Genomic DNA, 17,917 nt, shown 5'->3' with positions numbered 1-17,917 from the left:
CGCCATGCCGGCTGCACATCCGTTCCGCTCCAGCGCCGCACAGACCACCCGCGCCCTGCTGGAACTGCGCGAGCTGATCCTGGCCGGCGCGCTTGCCGCCGGCGAGCGCCTGTCCGAGGTCGCGCTGGTGGAACGCCTCGGTGCATCGCGTACGCCTGTGCGCGCCGCCCTGCAGCGGCTGGCCGAAGAAGGCCTGGTGCAGCCGCTGCGAGGCGGCGGCTATGCGGTGCAGGCGTTCGACGAGGCGGACGTGGACGACGCCATCGAACTGCGCGGCACCCTGGAAGGTCTGGCCGCGCGCCGTGCCGCCGAGCGCGGTGCCGAGCCGGCTTTGCTGGCGCGGGCGCAGGCGCTGCTGGCCCAGATCGACGCCATCCTGACGACGCGCCCGCTGAGCGAGGAGGCCTTCGCGCGCTATGTCGGCTGCAACGCGCAGTTGCACGCGCTGCTGTTCGAGATGGCCGGCAGTGCGCTGCTCTCGCGCGAGTTCGCGCGGGTCGCGCAGCTGCCGTTCGCCTCGCCCAGCAGCTTCGTGCTCGAGCGCGGCCAGGCCGCCACCGTGCTGTCGATCGCGCAGGACCAGCACCGCCAGGTGCTGGACGCGATCGTGCGCCGCGAGGGCGCGCGCGCCGAAGCGTTGATGCGCGAGCACGCGCGGCTGGCGCAGCGCAACGCCCACTACGCCCTGCACGACCAGAACGCGCTGGGACAGATCCCCGGCAGCCGCCTGCTGCGGCGCCGCTCGCCCGCCTGATCGCGGCGCACGCCGTACCCGCTTCCCTTCTCACGCCTGCCGGACCCCGCCATGCGCAAAGACACCCAGTGGACCATCGCCCGCGTCGTCGCCGTCGCCACGCCGTGCCAGGACGTGCGCGAGATCGTGCTCGATCCGGGCCGCGCCAGCCGCCCGTTCAGCGTCGGCAGCCACCTCGACGTGCGCGTGCGCATCGGCGAGGCCTGGCACGAGCGCTCCTACTCGCTGGTCGGCGAACCTGCCGCCGATGGCCACTACCGCATCGCGGTGCGCGCCGTGCCCGACAGCCGCGGCGGCTCGCGCGCGATGTGGACGCTGGCGCCGGGTGACCAACTGGAGATTTCCTCGCCCAACAACCACTTCGCGCTGGACGAGACCGCCGAGCACATCGTGCTGGTCGCCGGCGGCATCGGCATCACCCCGATCCTGGGCATGGCGCAGCGGCTGGCGCGCGGGCGCATCCCGTTCCAGCTGCTCTACGCCGGCCGCAGCCGCGCCAGCATGGCCTACCTGGAGCACCTGCAGGACCTGCTCGGCGAGCGCCTGCAACTGTTCTGTCCTGAGCATCTGGGTCAGCTCGAGCTGGCCGCGCAGGTCGCGCAGTGGCCACGCAACGCCGACGTCTACGCCTGCGGCCCGCTGCCGCTGCTGGACGAACTGCGACAACGCTGGCGCGACGACGGCCGGACCCGTGCACGCCTGCATTTCGAGACCTTCGGCAACAGCGGCAATGCGCCGGCGCAGCCGTTCGTGGTGCAGGTGCCGGCGCTGGGCAAGACCGTGCAGGTCGCCGAGAACGAATCGCTGCTGGATGCGCTGAGCGCGGCCGGCGTGGAAGTCATGGCCGACTGCCGCCGCGGCGAATGCGGCCTGTGCGTGGTCGAGGTGTTGGAGGCCGCCGCGCCGCTGGACCATCGCGACGTGTTCCTCAGCGACGAGCAACGCCACAGCAACCGCAAGCTGTGCGCCTGCGTCTCGCGCGCGCTGGGCGGCAGCCTCAGCATCGATACCGGCTACCGCGCCGACGCGTTCTGACGCGCACGCGCGACGCCATCCGTACGCACCGCAGGCGCCGTCCACCGCAGTGGGCGGCGCCTGCGGGTCTTCATCATCCGTGCGGCGTCACTTGGTCGCCGCGTCCCAGTGCTCCTGGATCTTGCCGTTCTGGATGCGGAACATGTCGAACCAGGTGGTGGTGTAGGTCTTGCTGGCGTCCTTGGGATCGGGCAGCGTGCGCACCGACACCAGGGTCACGTAGTCGCCCTCGGCCAGGATCGCCACCAGCGGCAACTGCACCCGCGGCTGGATCGGCGTCGGCTTGACGAACGACGTCAGGAACGCCAGGAACGCATCGCGGCCGTTGGCCACGGTCGGGTTGTGCTGGATGTAGTCCTTGGCCATGTACATCGGCGCATATTCGGTGTGCCCGGCTTCGAACACGATGCGCCAGAAGTCGTAGACCAGGCGCTTGTTGGCGGTGGTGCGCCAGTCTTCGCCATGCAGCAACTGTTCGTGGTTGGGATTGGCGGTGACCGCGGTCTGCGCGAACGCGGACGCGACCGGGAGCGCAAGCAGCAGCGCCAGCAGACAGGCCTGAAAGCGGATCTTCATGGAAGACTCTCCGATGGGGGAACAGGGGAATGCGCAATGACGCTGCGCTGCCGCGATGCGCGGCAACGTCGGCACCGGCGCGGCTGCAGCGTAGCAATGCGCAGTGGCTGCGCGACGCGGGAAATTACGAAAAACGCGCGGATTTATCGGCTTTTTTCCTGGTCTGGGAGCATCGCCACAGTTACCTCGACATCAGAAATGACGCGGTAGCACGCACCCAAATGTTCGTATGCGGTGCCTGCCGCAGCGACGCACTGACGGTCTACGCCGCCGTCGATCCGCTTTTTTCATCGCCGTCATCGATCGCGGTGATAGACAACGTTTCTATCGAGAGTGGGTATTCGGGATTCGGGATTTGAAGAAAGCGAAGACGGGCACGATCGACATGCACAGACTGACTGGGCCGCGGCTCGACGAATCCCCAATCCCGACTCCCCAATCCCAGCTTTAAAGCGCCAACGGCAATCCCGCATAGTTCTCGGCAATGGTGGCACGCCCGGCAGCGCTGCCGAGCAGGTAGTCCAGCTCCGCGTCGTGCAGGCGGCGGCTGAACGCGTCTTCGTCCGGGAAGCGATGCAGCATCGTGGTCATCCACCAGGAGAAGCGCTCGGCCTTCCACACACGCTGCAGCGCCAGTTCCGAATAGCGCTGCAGCGGCGCGTCGCTGCGTTCCTGCTGCGCCTGCGCGAACAGGTGCGCGAGCAGGCCGACGTCGCCGGCAGCCAGGTTCAGGCCCTTGGCCCCGGTCGGCGGCACGATGTGCGCGGCATCGCCGGCCAGAAACAGGCGGCCGTACTGCATGGGTTCGGCGACATAGCTGCGCAGCGGCGCGATGCTCTTCTCCAGCGAGGGGCCGGTGACCAGCGCCTGCGCCACGTCGTCGGGCAGGCGGCTGCGTAGTTCGTCCCAGAAGCGATCGTCCGACCAGTCCTCCACCCGCTCGTCCGCCGGCACCTGCACGTAGTAACGGGTGCGGGTGGGCGAACGCATGCTGCACAGGGCGAAGCCACGCGCATTGCGCGCATAGATCAGCTCATCGGCCACCGGCGGGGTGTCGGCCAGCACGCCCAACCAGCCGAACGGATAGACCCGCTCGTAGACGCGCAGCACCTCGGCCGGGATCGCGCGGCGGCTGACCCCGTGGAAGCCGTCGCAGCCGACCACGTAGTCGCAGTCCAGGCGCTGCGTGACACCGTCCTGTACGAAGCTCAGCCAAGGCTGCCGCCCGTCGATGTCATGCAGCTGCACATCCTCGACGGAATAGAGTGTGGTGGCGCCGGCCGCTTGACGTGCGTCCATCAGGTCGCGGGTCACTTCGGTCTGGCCGTAGACGGTGACCGCACGGCCGCCAGTTGCCGCACTCAGTTCGATGCGTTCGCGGCGCTGCTCCAGCGCCAGTTCGAAGCCATGGTGGACGATGCCTTCGCGCTGCATGCGCGCGCCGGCACCGGCGGCGCACAACAAGTCGGCGGTACCCTGCTCCAGCACACCGGCGCGGATCCGCGACAGCACGTGCTCGGGCGTCTGCCGTTCGACAATGACGGTGTCGATGCCGTGGCCGTGCAGCAACTGCCCGAGCAGCAGTCCGGCCGGGCCGGCGCCGACGATGGCGACCTGGGTACGCATATGTCCTCCAGAAGATGGGACCGACCCACAGTGTTCCGGTTGCAGCGCACCGAGGACATGGATCATCGCGACCGATTCCGGTACTTTTCGCCGATGCCCCGCACTGCTTCCGCCGCTGTCGCGTCGCCCGTCACGGTCCCGGCCTTCCGCCTGTACGGCGAGACCGGCGATCGCGAGACACCGGACCTGTTGCACTGGGAATCCATCGCCGCGCGCAGCCGCCTGCACGACTGGCATATCCGCCCGCACCGCCACGACGACCTGCTGCAACTGCTGTATCTGCAGCGCGGCAGCGCCGGCCTGCACTTGGACGGAACGCAGCAGCGTCTGCGCGGCCCGTGCCTGCTGCTGTTGCCGCCGCTGTGCGTGCACGGCTTCCGCTTCCAGCGCAACGTGCGCGGCCACATCGTGACCGTGTCGGCACCGCTAAGGCAGCGCCTGGCGGCGCAGTGGCCGAGTCTGGACGAAGCGCTGGCACGGCCGCTATGCCTGCCCGCGGGCGACCAGCAACCGATGCTCGATGCCTGCTTCGCCGCCATCGCCGCCGAACACGCGCAACGCCGCCCCGGCCGCGAGCCGATGCTGCAGGCGCTGGCGACCCAGGCCCTGCTCTGGGCTGCACGCGGCGCACTGGCACATGTCCATGCCGATCCGCACGATGCCGACCGCGGCGCGCGCCATGTGCGCGCCTACACCGCGCTGATCGACGCGCATTACCGTGAACATTGGCCGCTGGCGCGTTATGCCGACCGGCTCGGGCTGAGCCGCAGCCATCTCAATGCGCTGTGCCGGCGCCTGGCCGGGGCGTCGGCACTGGAACTGCTGCAGCGGCGGATCATGCTCGAAGCAAGGCGCAGCCTGGTCTACACCACCTTGACCGTGCAGCAGCTCGCGGAAGTCCTGGGTTATGCGGATGCGGCGTATTTCAGCCGCTGCTTCCGCCGGCATGCGGGGTGTTCGCCGATCCAGTTCCGGCAGCGGGCGCAGGGGTGAGCGAGTGGGGGTCGTCGGGACGGCCCGGTCGCGGCTGAAGCCGCTCCTACAAGGATTTACAGGGATATTTCAGCGTCGTCCGGTGTAGGAGCGGCTTCAGCCGCGACGAAAGCAGCGGCAAGGGTGAATCGCCGCCGAGGCGCCGGGACTGAAGTCCCTCCCACAATGCAGTGCCGGTGCCACACCGAACGCGCAGGCCGCGTGCGCCTCGACCTGCACACAACGGAGCAAACGCCGCTCCCTGCACTCACTACGTGCCACCGCATCACCGGGCGCCGATGCGACGCCCGGCGAATCAACACTCAGAACGGATACTGCGGCGCGCTGTCCTGGATCGTCACCCACTGCCAGTGCGTGTACTGGCCCCAGTCGGCCGGGCCGCCCATGCTGGTGCCGTTGCCGGAGGCGCCGGTGCCGCCGAACGGGTTGGTCACCTCATCGGCCACGGTCTGGTCGTTGATGTGCAGCAGGCCGGTATGCAGGCGCTCGCCCAGCGCCATCGCGCGGCCGACCGACGCAGACAGAATGCCGGCCGACAGGCCGTATTCGGTCTGGTTGGCCAGCGCCACCGCCTCGTCGTCGCTGTCGAAGGCAATGACATTGGCGACCGGGCCGAACACTTCCTCCTCGAACGCCGGCATGCCCGGCTGCACGTTCGACAGCACCGTGGCGGCGTAGAACAGGCCGTCGTGGGTGCCACCGGCTTCGATCACCGCACCCGCCGCCACCGAGGCATCGACCACCTCCTTGACGTGCTGCAGCTGGCGCTGGTCGATGATCGGGCCGAGCGCGACGTGCGCGGTGGCCGGATCGCCGACCGGCAGGTGCCGCGCCTTCTCGGCCAGGCGGCGGGTCAGTTCCGCGGCGATGCTGCGCTGGACCAGCACGCGGCCGGTGGCCATGCAGATCTGGCCCTGATGGAAATACGCGCCGAACGCGATCGCCGACACCGCCTTGTCCAGGTCTGCATCGTCGAGGACGATCAGCGAATTCTTGCCGCCCAGTTCCAGCGCGGCCTTCTTCAGGTGCTTGCCGGCCAGCTCGCCGATGCGGCGGCCGGCGGCGGTGGAACCGGTGAACGCGATCATCGGCACGCCCGGCGCCTCGACCAGCGCCTGGCCGGCGTCGGCGCCGCCCGGTAGCACGTGCAGCAGGCCCTTCGGCAGGCCCGCCTGCTGCAGCACTTCGGCAATGACGAAGCCGCCCGCGTACGGCGTGCGCGGATCGGGCTTAAGCACCACCGCATTGCCCACCGCCAGCGCCGGCGCCACCGAGCGCAACGACAGCACCAGCGGGAAATTGAACGGCGAGATCACCCCGACCACGCCCAGCGGCAGGCGCCGCGCCAGGCTCAGCCGGCCCGGCGCGCTCGGCAGCACCTGGCCCTGCGCCTGCAGCGGCATCGCCGCGGCCTGCTGCAGCAGCACGATGGCCTCGCGCACCTCGTGCTCGCCCTTGGGCAGGATGCCGCCGGTCTCGCGGGCGATCAGCGCCGCGGCCGCCGCTGCATGCTGGTGCAATACCTGCGCGGCGCGATGGAACACGGCCGCGCGCTCGCGCGGCGGCGTGGCCGCCCAGGCGCGTTGCGCCTCGCGTGCCTGCGCCACCGCCGCGGTCACGTCGGCGGCATTGGCCTGGCCGACGCGGTGCAGCGGCTTGCCGCTGCCCGGTTCGATCACCTCGAGGACGCCGCCCTGGGCGGCGACCCACTCGCCGTTGAAGATGCGCTCGCTCCAGGTGGACGCGGCGGCCAGGGGTTCGGTGCTGTGCATGCTGTGTGCTCTCGTGGAAAGAGGAAGAAGAAGTGGTTCAGAGGGCGGTGGCGGCCAGGCCGCCGTCCACCGGCAGGTTGACGCCGTTGATCCAGCGCGCCGCATCGGAGGCCAGGAACACCACCGCCTCGGCGACCTCGTCGGCATAGGCCGGGCGCTTCATCTTGCCGGCGTCGGCCTGGACCCGCTCGGGCCCGAGCATGGTGACGAAATCGCCCAGGATCGGCGTGAACACCGGACCGGGCGCGACGCTGTTGACGCGCACCGAATGGTCGGCGAACCAGTCGCGCGAACGCAGCAGCGTCCACACGATCAGCGCTTCCTTGAAGTACTGGTAGCAGGTCGCCTGCGGCACCGGATGCGCCGCCAGCCAGTCGCTGCCGGCGGCGTAGCTGTCGGCGGCAGCCAGTTGCTTGTGCAGGTCCAGCCGCTGCGGCCACTCGGCGCCGAGAATGGAGGCGATGTTGATGATGCTGCCGCCGGGCGCGATGCGCGGCAGCAACGCCTGGCTGAGGTGGCGCAGGCCCAGGTAGTTGACCTTCGCCACCACGTCCACCGGTGCGGTCCCCGGCACGCCGGCGATGTTGGCCAGCGCGTCGATGCGCTCGGGCAGCTGCGCCACCAGCGCGTCGATCGAGGCCGGATCGCCGAGATCGGCCTGGTGAAAGCCGTGCAGGGTCATGTTGACCGGCTGGCGGTCGATGCCGATCACGGTGGCACCGTGGAAGCGCGCCAGGCGCGCGACCTCGGCGCCGATGCCGGAGGCCACGCCGGTGACGAGGAGGGTCTTGTTATGCAGGTTCATGGCAGCGCGTGTCCGTTGCGGGGTTGGTCGTCAGAAGACGTGGATGTATTGCAGGTTGACGTTGTGGCCGGAAGGTGCGTTCTTGACCTCCACCGGCATGTAGAAGTTGGCGTTGAAGATGTTCTTCTGGTCGATCCGCCACGACAGGCCCGGGCCGAGATAGAACTGGGTCTGCTTGCTGTCGGCGACGCGCTGGCCGTTGGTGCGGTTGTCGCGCAGCTGCTTGAGGTAGTAGCCGTTGATGCCCAGGTGCAGGTCCTTGACCACTTCCAGCGAGCTGGCGAAGTTGAGCCACGCCGCGTCGCCTGCCTGGCCGTTGCGGAACACGAAGCCGTCGCCCTGCGGCACGTTGGAGGCCTTGTCGGCGCGGAAGTTGTAGAGGTAGTTGAGCCGTCCGCTGATCTCCCAGCGCGGCGTGGGCAGGATGCTGAAGGCCCAGCTCGGCAGCACCGACCAGTAGCCTGAGCCCTGGTTCACGTCGCGGTTGCGGTCGAACTTGCCGATCGGCGCCAGCACATCCAGTTCGAAGCGCTGCGAGAACACCGGGCGGCCATCGCGGATCACCGGCGCCATCTGCAGGTAGGGGCCGATGGTCAGGTCGCCCAGGCCGGCGCCGTTGTCGCGCAGCGCCACCGGGCTGTCGTACGCGAACGAGGTGTCCAGATCGACGAGCGCAGCCAGCGCGGTGATGCCGAGGGAACCACCGAACAGCTTGTAGTCGCTGAGGTAGGCCACCTGGGTCACCCACACCGAGGAGCCGATGTGCGGATCGCGGAACACCGGCACGTCGTCGCCGTGCGCGTCCTTGATCGCATCGAAGTCGTAGCGGCGCAGGTACTGGATCGCCGTCCAGCCCTGATTGGGTTTGCTGAAACCATCGAAGAAGCTGGTGCCGCCGGTATTGATGCCGGTCGGCAAGGTGGCGCTCTGCGGCACCGATTGCGCGGCCGCCGGGGCGACCCAGGCGATGGCCAGCACGGCGAGCAGGGACAGGCGCGCACGGGCACGCGACGGCGAGGGGACACGGTGGCGAACACGCTTCACGGGCAGGCACTCCAAGCGAAAGGGGAACGGCGGGGTGCGGGGGGACAGAGACAGGAACGCGAACGGGCGTGGCCGCGCGCAGGGTGCGGACACGCGGCGACGCGCGCCGTCAGCGGGACGCTGGCGACGGATCGCGAATCAGTGAAAAAGCGGGGCGGGCGGCAGGAACCAGCCGCGCCGCCGGGGGCCGCTACAGACGCTCGAGCGCGTCCAGCCGGTCCAGCGCCTGCAGCAGCGCGCGCGCCGAGGTCGCACCGAGCGCGGTGCCGAGCTGCTGCTCCATGCGCACCACTTCGGCTTCGGCCTGCGCCAGCAGCGCAATGCCGGGAGCGGTCAGATGCAAATGCTGCATGCGCCGGTCCTGGCGCCCGCGCACCTGGCGCAGCAGTTTGCGCTTGACCAGGCGCGCGACCACGATCGCCAGGTTCGGCGGCGACACGCTCAGCACTTCGCCCAGTTGGCGCTGGTTGATGCCGGGGTTGGCGTCCACCAACACCAGCAGCGAATACTCCACCGGCTTCAGTTCGAAGGCACGCACGCAATCCTGGAACAGGCGCCGCACCTGCAGTTCTGTCCGGGTGATGCGGTAGCCGATCAGGCTGGTCAGGCGCCGCTGGTCCACGCTGTCCACATGCGGATCGGCGGGCAACGCGCTGCTGGACATCTCGGGACTCGGTTTCGAACTCACTGCGCTTCCTGCATGGGGCATCCTGCGACCAGGTCACGGCGGATGCGCACGCATCCATCGGCGCCGGCCGGCAACACCGTCGCAGCTGCATTGTAGGGGCATGGCCGCGCATGGTCACAACGCCGCGTCCACGCGCCGCAGCAGCGCCCGGTACGGCGCGGCCGCCGTCCACAGGCACAGCGCGCCGAGCAGCGCCGCGCCCATGCACACCACGCCCAGCGACAGGCCGACCTGACGCTCGTCGGCGAGCACGTGGTCGGTGCCCAGCGCCACCAGGAAAGGACCCAGGCCCAGCCCGATCAGGTTGACCAGCAGCAGGTAGATCGAGGTGACCTGGCCGCGCAGCCGGTTCGGGGTGACCGCCTGCAGGATCGCCGGCGCCAGCGCCACCGGCATGCCCAGCACGAACGTGGTCAGCGCGATCGCCGCCAGTGCCGGCCACGGTCCCGGCGCGACCGCGAACAGTGCGCTGCTGATCACCAGCAGCACGGCCCCGACCAGCGAGATCTTCAGCGCCGCATCGCGGTTGCCGCGCGCGGCCAGGCGGTCGGCGAGGAAGCCGCTGAACAGCATGCCGGCGATGCCGAAGGTGAGGATGATGATGCCGTAGGCCGGGCCGATCTCGCCCGGCGTCCACTGCCAGCGGCGGATGAAGGTGGCCGGCAGCCAGGCGGTGATGCCGAAGGTGATCATCGCGATCACGCCATTGGCCAGGAACAGCGCCACGTACACCCGCGCGTTGTCGCGCAGGTGGCTCAGGTCCGGGCGCACGCTGGGCACCGCCGCGGCCTGCTCGCGCCGCGCCGGCTCGCGCACGGTGGCCATCAGCGCGATCACCGCCAGCCCGGGCAGCGCGACCAGGATGAAGGCCGCCTGCCAGGGCCGGAAGCTGCCCAGCAGCGGCAGCACCACCATGCTCTCCTTGCTGGTGGCCGCGATCACCAGGCCGCCGACGATGAACGCCGCCGCCGAGCCGATGTAGACGCCGGAGGTGTACACGCTCATCGCCCGCGCACGCTTTTCCGGCGGGAAGTAGTCGGCCAGCATCGAGTACGCCGCCGGCGACAGCGAGGCCTCGCCGACACCGACGAACACCCGCGCCAGGAACAGGGTGAAGAAGCTGGTGACGTAGGCACCGGCAGCGGTCGCCGCGATCCACACCACCACGCCGAGCACGATCAGGTTGCGGCGGTTGCGGCGGTCGGCGACGCGACCCAGCATCACCCCGATCAGCGTGTAGAACACCGCGAAGGCGAAGCCGTGGACCAGGCTGAAGGCCGAGTCGGACAACTGCAGGTCGCGCTTGATCGGCTGCACCAGCAGACCCAGGATCTGCCGGTCGACGAAGGACAGCGTGTAGGCCAGCAACAGCACGAGGGTGACGTACCACGCATACAGCGGGCGGTACGGCGCAGACGATGGCAGCGAATCGCGCATGGAAAGGCTCCGGCTCAGAAGCGCAGGGTCAGGAAGGGGGCGATGTAGAAATAGTCGCGGCCGCGCACCGGTCCCTCGCGCAGGAACGGCCCGGCCTGGGTGTAGTGGGCGTACACGTCCAGGCTGGCGAAGGCGTTGAAGCGGTACTTCACCCACAGCACCGAGCGCGTGCCGATATCGCGCGCGTCGTTGGCGTCACCCGGTTGCAGCACCCGCCAGCCGGCTGCGTACACGCCGTCGTGCAGGCTCTGCCGTTGCAGCTTCAGCACGTACATGTCGATCCACAGCCGTTCGCTGGGGCGCAGCACCAGTTCCGGGCCGAACGAACGCACGTTGCTGCTGATCATGCTGCCGTCGAACACCGAGGCACGCGCGTACAGGCCGTTGAAGGTGTTCAGTTCGCCGTCGCGCGGATCGCGGTCGCCGGAGGACGCCTCCATGCGCCAGCCCAGGCGCGGCGTCCATGCCGTCGCGGCGAAGGTGTAGCCGCCGAACAGCGTGCCCTGCCAGGCGCGCACGCGCTGGCCGGCGAAACGGCCGCGCTGGCCGATCAGCTCCAGGTCGTAGTCCCAGCCCTGCACGGCGCCGCTCAGGCGCGTGGACAAGGTGCGCCGATGCTCCTCGCCGACCACGCCGCCATAGCGGCGCCCGTCCTGCACGGTGTCCAAGTACAGCGTCTCCAGCAGCGCCGCCTTCGGCTGGCTGGGCGCCAGCGGCACTTCGGCGTGCGCGCCCCACAGGCGCTGGTCGCGGTTGCTGCGGTCGTCGAAACTGCCGGTGCGGGTCAGCACCGGGCGCCCCCACAGCAGGCCACCGCTCCAGCGCGGCTGCCGGGTCAGCAGCCGCACCGCATCGAACGGCATGCGCGAATTGGCCGGATCGCGCGGGTCGAGCAGGCGCTGCCAGGCATAGGCGATCTGCTGGCGGCCGGCGCGCAGGCGCCAGGCCGGTTGCGGCTGTCCGTCGGACAGCTCGACGAAGCCCTGCGCCAGGTCCAGCGGGTTGCGGTCGGTGGCCTGCACCGGCCGCGTCTGCAGGCCAGCGACCCGGCTGTCGGCGAGTTCGCCGAACAGGCGCACATACGCCGAGGGCCGGTAGTCCGCCCACAGCCGCAGGCGCTGCTGCGCGTAGCCGTGCGGATCGGTGGCGAAGCGACCGAAGCCGGCGTGCTCGCGGTAGTCATACAGCGTGCGGCTCTCGCCGCCGAGGCTGAGCCAGCCATCGCCGAGCGGGATGTACTTCCACTTCTCCCAGCCCTGGCGCGGACGCGCCGCCAGCGCCGAATAGTCTTCCTGATCGGCCAGCAGCTTGCCCTGCGGGCCGTCGGGTTCGGCATTGGCCTGGCCGCAGCCGACGCTGCACAGAATTGCCAGGCACACGCTACGGGGCGCACGCCGCGCGCGCGCAAGAGGCACAGTCATCGATTCCCTCCCAAGTCTCGAAGCCAGTGGTGCGAAGAAGCGCGATCCGCCTATGCGGTGCCGCGCCGGGGCGGCCCGGTCATGACGGCGCCGCGACAGCGCCCGGCGCGGTCCCGGCGTAGAGCTGTTCGACCAACGCCGCGCGTGCGCGCAGCACGTTGCGCTGATTGATCGAACCCTTGTCGGTGATTTCGCCCGCTTCCAGATTCGGCGGCTGCTCCAGCCACGCCGCGCGCGCGACATGGCTGGCGCTGCCGGTGGCGCTGCGGTTGAGCGTGTCCAGCAGCCGCTGCAGCCAGGCGCGCACCGGCGGCGCCTGCAGCACCTGCGCCGCGTCGGCCTGCGCGGGCAGCCCCGACAGCGCCTGCAACGCATCCAGCCGCGGGAACAGCAGCAGGCCGATGGCGTCGCGGTCGGCGCCGGTGACCACCACGTCCTGCACGTAGGCGGCGCCCTCCATCAACACCCGTGTGCGCAACGGGCCGACGCTGACGAACACGCCGGAGGACAGCTTGAAATCCTCGGCCAGGCGTCCGTCGAACAGCAGGCCGCGCTCGGGGTGCTGCGGATCGATCGGCTTGAGCGCATCGCCGGAGCGATAGAACCCTTCTTCGTCGAAGGCCTCGGCGGTCTGCTGCGGCGCGTTCCAGTAGCCCGGCATCACGTGCGGCCCGCGGAAGCGCGCTTCCAGCTTGTCGCCGACCGGCACCAGCTTGACCTCGCAGCCCGGCGCCGGCACGCCGACGTCGCCGGGCGTGTTGCTGGTGCCGTGGGTGAAGGTGCACGACGGCGCGCACTCGGTCATGCCCAGGCCGGCGAGCATGCGGATGCGCTCGCCGCAGTGCGCCTCGGCGATGCGTTCCAGGCGATCCCATACTTCCTGCGACAGCGCCGCGGCGGCGAAGAAGAACATGCGCATGCGCGACAGGAAGGTCTCGCGCAACGCCGCGTCCTGTTCCAGCGCCTGCGCCAGTTGTTCCCAGCCGCGCGGCACGCTCAGGTACACGGTGGGCGCGATCTCGCGCAGGTTGCGCAGGGTCTGCTCGAACAGCGCCGGGGTCGGCTTGCCGTCGTCGAGGTAGAAGCTGCCGCCGTTGTACAGGGCGATGCCGATGTTGTGGCTGCCGCCGAAGGTGTGATTCCACGGCAGCCAGTCGACCAGCACCGGCGTCTCGCCGAGCACCGGGAAGGTCTGCAACAGCATCTGCTGGTTGGCGCACAGCATGCGCTGGGTGGTGATCACCGCCTTGGGCAGCAGGGTGGAGCCGGAGGTGAACAGGAACTTGGCGATGCTGTCCGGGCCGCAGGCGGCGAAGGCCGCATCGGCGGCATCCAGCGCACGCGGCGCCAGCAGGTCCTCGAAGCGCAGGCAGGCGCGGTCGCCCAGCTTGCCGCGCACGCACACCGCCGGCACATCGGCGGGGAACACCGCAGCGATCGCCGGGGCGAACGCCGCACCGTCGCTGGCGAACAGCAGGCCGGGACGCAGCACCTCGGCCACATGCCGCAGCTTGGCGTAGTCGCGCGACAGCAGCGCATAGCCCGGCGACACCGGGCAGTACGGGATGCCGGCGTACATCGCCGCGAATGCCAGTTGCAGGTGCTCCAGGTCGTTGCCGGACAGGATCGCCAGCGGCCGATGCGCCGACAGCCCCATGTCCAGCAGATGGGCGGCGATGCGGCGGGTGCGCTCGAGCATCTGCGCGTAGCTCAGGCGCCGCCACTGCCCGTCTTCGTCGCGCTGCGCCACGAAGGTCGCATCGGGGGTGTGCAGCGCCCAGTGCTGCAGGCGCTGCAGCAGGTGCCTTGGCAGCGGCGCCAGCGGTTCGCGCGCGCGCAGGCGCAGCACGCCGTCGGCATCGCGGTGGACCTCGGTGTCCGCGTGGCTCAGTCCGACAGGACGGTAGCGCACGGCGGTGGCAACGGACTCAGCGGCATTCATCGGAACCATCCGGAGGAAAGAGACGGTACGGCGTGCGGCAACGCCGCCGCGGCCCCGCGGGCCGCAGGCGACGCGACGGGTCAGCGCTTGTAGGTCTGCAGACCGGGCTTGATGGTTTTGTCGTCCAGGAATTGCTTCAGGCCCTGTTGCCGGCCCTTCTCGGGATCGCGGTGATTGGACTGGTCGACCTTGGCGTACAGATAGTCCTCGTTCTGCTCCCAGGTCAGCTCGCGGCAGCGCTTGAAGCCGTGCTTGGCGAAGCGCAGCACCACCGGATTCTTCTGCTGCAGTTCCTGCGCCAGCTTGGTCACCTCGTCACGCAACTGCGCACGCGGCACGCTGGCATTGACCAGGCCCATCTGCGCCGCCTCGGTGCCGGTGAAGGTACGCCCGGTCATGATGTAGAGCATGGCGTTGCGGTGGCCCATGGTGTCGGCAACCGCCTTGCTGACCAGGTTGCCCGGGGGAATGCCCCAGTTGATCTCCGACAGCCCGAACACCGCCTCGTCGGCGGCGATGGCCAGGTCGCAGGCCACCAGCGGCGAGAACGCACCGCCGAAGCACCAGCCGTTGACCGCAGCGATGGTCGGCTTGCTGTAGAAGCGCAGCAGGCGCCACTGCCACTGCGAGCAGTCGCGGCGCATGCGCTCCTGCACGATCTCTTCCCTGCCGTCGGTCTCGCGGAAGTATTCCTTCAGATCCATGCCGGCCGACCAGGATTCGCCGGCGCCGGTCAGCACCAGCACCTCGGCGCTGCTGTCCAGTTCCAGCGTCTCCAGCACGTCGATCATTTCGCGATTGAGGGTGGGGCTCATCGCGTTGCGCTTGTCCGGCCGGTTCAGGGTGACCCAGGCGATGCCTGCGTCGATCTCGACCTGGACGGTCTGCCAGCGGTCTTGGTAGCTGCTCATGGATAGGCCTGCATGGGGGGAGGGGAGGAAGGATCACTTAGGACTGATAATAGTTATAGATCATCATTATTTCGGCGCAAGCTGCAGTGCAGCATGCCCGGCCGCCATGACACGCAGTCCTCAGGTGCCGCCGGAGATGCCTGCAATCAAAGGGCCAAGCGACGCAGGGTGTGGGCCATCCCAGCCCGCGACTGGTCCTCAGGCCGACGACGGCGCGGCTTCACGCCCGGCAAACGCCTCCCTCACGGTCAGCCTTCGTTCATCGGCTAGGATCGGCATCACAGGGGATCGCCGACATCGGAGTGACGTCCATGCACACCGCCTCCGCACTTTCCCAGCCTGCGCATCCTGCGCATCAGCACCGCCATGCCGTCGATCTGGACGCGGAGATGGCGTATTGGCGCCAGGCCCACGCCGAGGGCCGCCTCGGCCACCAGGGCTTCACCGACTACGCGCAGTTGCTGAAGATCGGCTACGACGTGTACCTGGCCTACCCGCGCGCCAGCGAGGCGCAGTTGTACCGCGTGCTGCAGGACGCCTATCACCAATGCGCGCCGATGCTGTCGGTGCCATGGGACGAGGCGCGCTGGCTGGTGCGGCATGCCTGGCAGCACCTGGCGCATGCGGGGCGTTGTCACTGAAGAGCGCCTCGCGCAGCGGGGATCTCATCGTCGCCCATGTAGGAGCGGCTTCAGCCGCGACTGGCGTTACTGGGAACTGCTGTCGCGGCTGAAGCCGCTCCTACGACGAGTCTTCGGGCGTTATTGAAAGCGCCCAGGGCGCCGCCTGCCGGCACAGCAGCGACAACCGGCTAGCACACCATCGCGCACACGGCACATTCGCGGCATGCGCCGCGTGCAGCGGTCACACGCCTCCCGCGCTGCATACGGCTCAACGCGACGAAGTGGGCGGCGAGGTGGAAGTAGGCGGCGGGGCGCTGCGCTCCTTCGCTTCGAGACGGCCGTGGAACGCGTTCGACCCCTGGCCCGGCGCCGTCGCTGCATCGCCCTCGCTGCGCTTGAGCCGCTGCTTGCGCCGTTCGACCACGCTGCTGGCCAGCGCCACGCGGCGTCCGATCACCATGTCGGTCAACCAGTCGATCAAATAGCGCGTGTAGGCGGCCTGGTGCGCCTTCTCGGTCAGCGCGTGATCGGCGCCGGCGATCGTGCGCGTGGTCAGCGAGCGTGCGTTGGAGAACGCGGCGGCGTAGTTCCTCAGCACCTGCCCGGGCACGATCACGTCGCGCTCGGCCTCCACCAGCAGCACATCGCCGCGATAGCGTTGGCATGCCGCCAGGGCGCGGTTGTCCGCCGGCGCCACCACGCGGTGCCGGTACGGCATCAGGTCCGGATCGCGGTTCAGCGCGACTTTCGGGCCATCCCAGTGCGCGTCCTTGTACAGCGCCGGCGAGCGCAGCGCCAGCCACTCCACCGGGCGCTCCAGGGTCAGCAACGCGGCCAGATAGCCGCCGTAGCTCAGCCCCACCACTGCGATCGCCTCCGGATCCACCTGCGGCGACGCCGCCAGGCGATCGTAGGCCGCCTTGATGTCGTCCAGATTCTGCGCGCGCGTCACCGTCTCGCGCATCGCCGCCAGGCCTTCGTGGCCACGCAGGTCGAAGGTCAGACAGACGCAGCCCAGGCCCGCCGCCTCGCGCGCGCGCACCAGGTTGTGGTGCTGATTGCCACCCCAGCCATGCACGAACAGCACGCCGGGCAGGCGGCTGGTCGGCGTCAGCAGGGTGCCGCTGAGGGATGCGCCATCCACTGCGATGTCGATGCTGGAAAGTTCGGCTTCCATGGATCAGGCCGCGCTGCGCATGTAGCGGTACTTGGTCAGCAGGCCGGTGCGCGGCTCCTCGCCGACGTAGTAGACCTGCGCCCCGGCCGGCGGCGGCGGATGCGCACCGTACCGTTCGACGGTGGCGGCGACCACGCGCTGCAGCGTCGGCGACTGCTGGAACGCGGCGACCGCGGCCAGTTCCGCCGGCGTGGCGCCGCCGACACGCCAGGACTGCTCGAGCACGCCGCAGGCGACGCTGCCGTCGGGCACCAGGCCCTCGATCACGTCGTAGTTGCGCCGCGAGGCATAGAAGCCGGGATAGGCCGCGGCCACCAGTCGATCGTAATCGCGCGCTTTCATCACCGCGGTGCGCTGGCGCGGCGGCAATGGCTGCTCCAGCAGCGTGTCGAGGGTGCCGCGGATCACGTGCAGTTCCGAGCCGCCGTACGCCTCGCGGCCGCTACTGTCACGGGTGAGCGATTGCGTGCCGCAGTAGGCGATGGTCACGCCGGCGCAGTGGGTTTCGCCGACGCTGAAGGTGGTCGGCTGGTGCAGATGCCGTTCCAGTACCACGCCATGCTGGTGCAGCTCCTGTGCGGGCAGTGCCGCCAGCGCGGCATCCAGCGCCTGCGCATCGCCAAGCAACACCTGCCCCAGTCCACCGACCCCATGCGGCAGCTTCAGCCGCACCTGGCCGCCCTCGCACAGGCGCGCATACGCGCGCCGGGCGTCCGCCGCGCTGAAGGCGGTGTAGCCCGGCAGCGTGGCCGACGCCAGCGCCACGCCCAGGTCCGGTTGCCAGCCATCCGGCGCCTGCGTATCGGCATCGATCAGCGGATGGCTGATCGCCTTGGTCGCGACGAAGGCATGCGGCACCACGCCGCCAAGCAGATCGGCTGCGGCATGCACGCCGAACTGTTCGGCCTGCGCGGTGGTGAGGGTTTCGTCCGGCACGCAGAACGCACAGGCTCCGGCAGCACAGCCTTCCTCGTGCAACGGCAGATGCATCAGGCGCGCCACTTCGGCGACCACCCAGGCATGCGTGGCCGCCTCATGGCCAGCGGACGCGGCCTCGCGCAGATGGCAGGCGCGTACCTGAGCATGGGGAGCGGATCGGGCCATATGGGATGC

At 69.6% G+C, this 17,917-nt stretch carries 17 protein-coding genes; 5 read left to right on the top strand and 12 right to left on the bottom strand.

The genetic code is table 11. The features are described 5' to 3' along the window. Window positions 1–4 precede the first annotated feature (4 nt). Both GGR66_RS18955 and GGR66_RS18950 read left to right on the top strand, forming a co-directional pair. A complete protein-coding gene (locus GGR66_RS18955; RefSeq protein ID WP_184449888.1) occupies window positions 5–754 on the top strand; it encodes a GntR family transcriptional regulator in 750 nt (249 codons plus the stop codon). Between the two features lie 51 nt (window positions 755–805). Beyond that, entirely contained in the window at window positions 806–1,789 is a 984-nt protein-coding gene (locus tag GGR66_RS18950; RefSeq protein WP_184449886.1) for a PDR/VanB family oxidoreductase, read from the top strand. A gap of 87 nt (window positions 1,790–1,876) precedes the next feature. Here the strand turns inward: GGR66_RS18950 and GGR66_RS18945 are convergent, their stop codons facing one another. Further along, window positions 1,877–2,365 (bottom strand): nuclear transport factor 2 family protein, encoded by a 489-nt coding sequence (locus GGR66_RS18945; RefSeq protein WP_184449884.1) that lies wholly within the window; start codon window positions 2,363–2,365, stop codon window positions 1,877–1,879. A 29-nt stretch (window positions 2,366–2,394) separates the two neighbouring features. Between GGR66_RS18945 and GGR66_RS18940 the strand changes: the two genes are divergently transcribed. After that, window positions 2,395–2,724 carry a hypothetical protein gene (locus GGR66_RS18940; RefSeq protein ID WP_184449882.1) on the top strand — a complete coding sequence of 110 codons (330 nt, stop codon included), beginning with the start codon at window positions 2,395–2,397 and terminating at the stop codon, window positions 2,722–2,724. 88 nt (window positions 2,725–2,812) lie between these two features. Here GGR66_RS18940 and pobA read toward each other — a convergent pair whose 3' ends face one another. Beyond that, complete coding sequence (gene pobA, locus GGR66_RS18935) at window positions 2,813–3,991, bottom strand: 4-hydroxybenzoate 3-monooxygenase (RefSeq protein WP_184449880.1); 1,179 nt, start codon at window positions 3,989–3,991, stop codon at window positions 2,813–2,815. Between the two features lie 93 nt (window positions 3,992–4,084). Here pobA and GGR66_RS18930 point away from each other — a divergent pair, with 93 nt between their 5' ends. Continuing rightward, complete coding sequence (locus tag GGR66_RS18930) at window positions 4,085–4,984, top strand: helix-turn-helix domain-containing protein (protein WP_184449878.1); 900 nt, start codon at window positions 4,085–4,087, stop codon at window positions 4,982–4,984. A 302-nt stretch (window positions 4,985–5,286) separates the two neighbouring features. Here the strand turns inward: GGR66_RS18930 and GGR66_RS18925 are convergent, their stop codons facing one another. The 8 genes from GGR66_RS18925 to GGR66_RS18890 form a co-directional block, all read right to left on the bottom strand. Continuing rightward, entirely contained in the window at window positions 5,287–6,756 is a 1,470-nt protein-coding gene (locus GGR66_RS18925; RefSeq protein WP_184449876.1) for a benzaldehyde dehydrogenase, read from the bottom strand. Window positions 6,757–6,793: 37 nt separating this feature from the next. Beyond that, a complete protein-coding gene (locus GGR66_RS18920) occupies window positions 6,794–7,561 on the bottom strand; it encodes a coniferyl-alcohol dehydrogenase (RefSeq protein ID WP_184449874.1) in 768 nt (255 codons plus the stop codon). A gap of 30 nt (window positions 7,562–7,591) precedes the next feature. After that, window positions 7,592–8,554 carry a transporter gene (locus tag GGR66_RS18915; protein WP_184450097.1) on the bottom strand — a complete coding sequence of 321 codons (963 nt, stop codon included), beginning with the start codon at window positions 8,552–8,554 and terminating at the stop codon, window positions 7,592–7,594. Window positions 8,555–8,795: 241 nt separating this feature from the next. Further along, window positions 8,796–9,269: a MarR family transcriptional regulator gene (locus tag GGR66_RS18910; RefSeq protein ID WP_184450095.1), complete on the bottom strand. Its 474-nt coding sequence runs from the start codon at window positions 9,267–9,269 to the stop codon at window positions 8,796–8,798. Between the two features lie 138 nt (window positions 9,270–9,407). Further along, window positions 9,408–10,730: an MFS transporter gene (locus GGR66_RS18905; RefSeq protein ID WP_184449872.1), complete on the bottom strand. Its 1,323-nt coding sequence runs from the start codon at window positions 10,728–10,730 to the stop codon at window positions 9,408–9,410. A gap of 14 nt (window positions 10,731–10,744) precedes the next feature. Next, a complete protein-coding gene (locus GGR66_RS18900) occupies window positions 10,745–12,151 on the bottom strand; it encodes an alginate export family protein (protein WP_221236528.1) in 1,407 nt (468 codons plus the stop codon). A gap of 79 nt (window positions 12,152–12,230) precedes the next feature. After that, on the bottom strand, window positions 12,231–14,093 hold the full coding sequence (locus GGR66_RS18895) for a feruloyl-CoA synthase (protein ID WP_184449870.1): 1,863 nt from the start codon (window positions 14,091–14,093) through the stop codon (window positions 12,231–12,233). Between the two features lie 80 nt (window positions 14,094–14,173). Continuing rightward, complete coding sequence (locus GGR66_RS18890; RefSeq protein ID WP_160964570.1) at window positions 14,174–15,004, bottom strand: p-hydroxycinnamoyl CoA hydratase/lyase; 831 nt, start codon at window positions 15,002–15,004, stop codon at window positions 14,174–14,176. A gap of 311 nt (window positions 15,005–15,315) precedes the next feature. Here GGR66_RS18890 and GGR66_RS18885 point away from each other — a divergent pair, with 311 nt between their 5' ends. Further along, the gene (locus GGR66_RS18885; protein ID WP_184449869.1) at window positions 15,316–15,645 is read left to right on the top strand and encodes a hypothetical protein; all 330 of its coding nucleotides are present in this window, start codon (window positions 15,316–15,318) and stop codon (window positions 15,643–15,645) included. A gap of 250 nt (window positions 15,646–15,895) precedes the next feature. On the opposite strand, the gene GGR66_RS18880 is transcribed toward GGR66_RS18885, so the two are convergent. Next, complete coding sequence (locus tag GGR66_RS18880; RefSeq protein WP_184449867.1) at window positions 15,896–16,804, bottom strand: alpha/beta fold hydrolase; 909 nt, start codon at window positions 16,802–16,804, stop codon at window positions 15,896–15,898. A gap of 3 nt (window positions 16,805–16,807) precedes the next feature. Then, entirely contained in the window at window positions 16,808–17,908 is a 1,101-nt protein-coding gene (locus GGR66_RS18875) for a DUF3182 family protein (protein ID WP_184449865.1), read from the bottom strand. Window positions 17,909–17,917: the final 9 nt, after the last annotated feature.

The sequence above is a fragment of the Xanthomonas sp. 3498 genome, assembly GCF_014199795.1.
Lineage (GTDB): Bacteria > Pseudomonadota > Gammaproteobacteria > Xanthomonadales > Xanthomonadaceae > Xanthomonas_A > Xanthomonas_A rydalmerensis.
This window is presented reverse-complemented; position numbering and strand designations above follow the sequence as displayed.

Bases quoted from the DNA above. Each gene is read 5' to 3' on its own strand.
- GGR66_RS18925 (WP_184449876.1), bottom strand. From the start codon at position 6,756: ATGCACAGCACCGAACCCCTGGCCGCCGCGTCCACCTGGAGCGAGCGC.
- GGR66_RS18875 (WP_184449865.1), bottom strand. From the start codon at position 17,908: ATGGCCCGATCCGCTCCCCATGCTCAGGTACGCGCCTGCCATCTGCGC.
- pobA (WP_184449880.1), bottom strand. From the start codon at position 3,991: ATGCGTACCCAGGTCGCCATCGTCGGCGCCGGCCCGGCCGGACTGCTG.
- GGR66_RS18945 (WP_184449884.1), bottom strand. From the start codon at position 2,365: ATGAAGATCCGCTTTCAGGCCTGTCTGCTGGCGCTGCTGCTTGCGCTC.
- GGR66_RS18895 (WP_184449870.1), bottom strand. From the start codon at position 14,093: ATGAATGCCGCTGAGTCCGTTGCCACCGCCGTGCGCTACCGTCCTGTC.
- GGR66_RS18910 (WP_184450095.1), bottom strand. From the start codon at position 9,269: ATGTCCAGCAGCGCGTTGCCCGCCGATCCGCATGTGGACAGCGTGGAC.
- GGR66_RS18885 (WP_184449869.1), top strand. From the start codon at position 15,316: ATGCACACCGCCTCCGCACTTTCCCAGCCTGCGCATCCTGCGCATCAG.
- GGR66_RS18940 (WP_184449882.1), top strand. From the start codon at position 2,395: ATGCGCAATGACGCTGCGCTGCCGCGATGCGCGGCAACGTCGGCACCG.
- GGR66_RS18930 (WP_184449878.1), top strand. From the start codon at position 4,085: ATGCCCCGCACTGCTTCCGCCGCTGTCGCGTCGCCCGTCACGGTCCCG.
- GGR66_RS18920 (WP_184449874.1), bottom strand. From the start codon at position 7,561: ATGAACCTGCATAACAAGACCCTCCTCGTCACCGGCGTGGCCTCCGGC.
- GGR66_RS18900 (WP_221236528.1), bottom strand. From the start codon at position 12,151: ATGACTGTGCCTCTTGCGCGCGCGCGGCGTGCGCCCCGTAGCGTGTGC.
- GGR66_RS18950 (WP_184449886.1), top strand. From the start codon at position 806: ATGCGCAAAGACACCCAGTGGACCATCGCCCGCGTCGTCGCCGTCGCC.
- GGR66_RS18880 (WP_184449867.1), bottom strand. From the start codon at position 16,804: ATGGAAGCCGAACTTTCCAGCATCGACATCGCAGTGGATGGCGCATCC.
- GGR66_RS18955 (WP_184449888.1), top strand. From the start codon at position 5: ATGCCGGCTGCACATCCGTTCCGCTCCAGCGCCGCACAGACCACCCGC.
- GGR66_RS18890 (WP_160964570.1), bottom strand. From the start codon at position 15,004: ATGAGCAGCTACCAAGACCGCTGGCAGACCGTCCAGGTCGAGATCGAC.
- GGR66_RS18905 (WP_184449872.1), bottom strand. From the start codon at position 10,730: ATGCGCGATTCGCTGCCATCGTCTGCGCCGTACCGCCCGCTGTATGCG.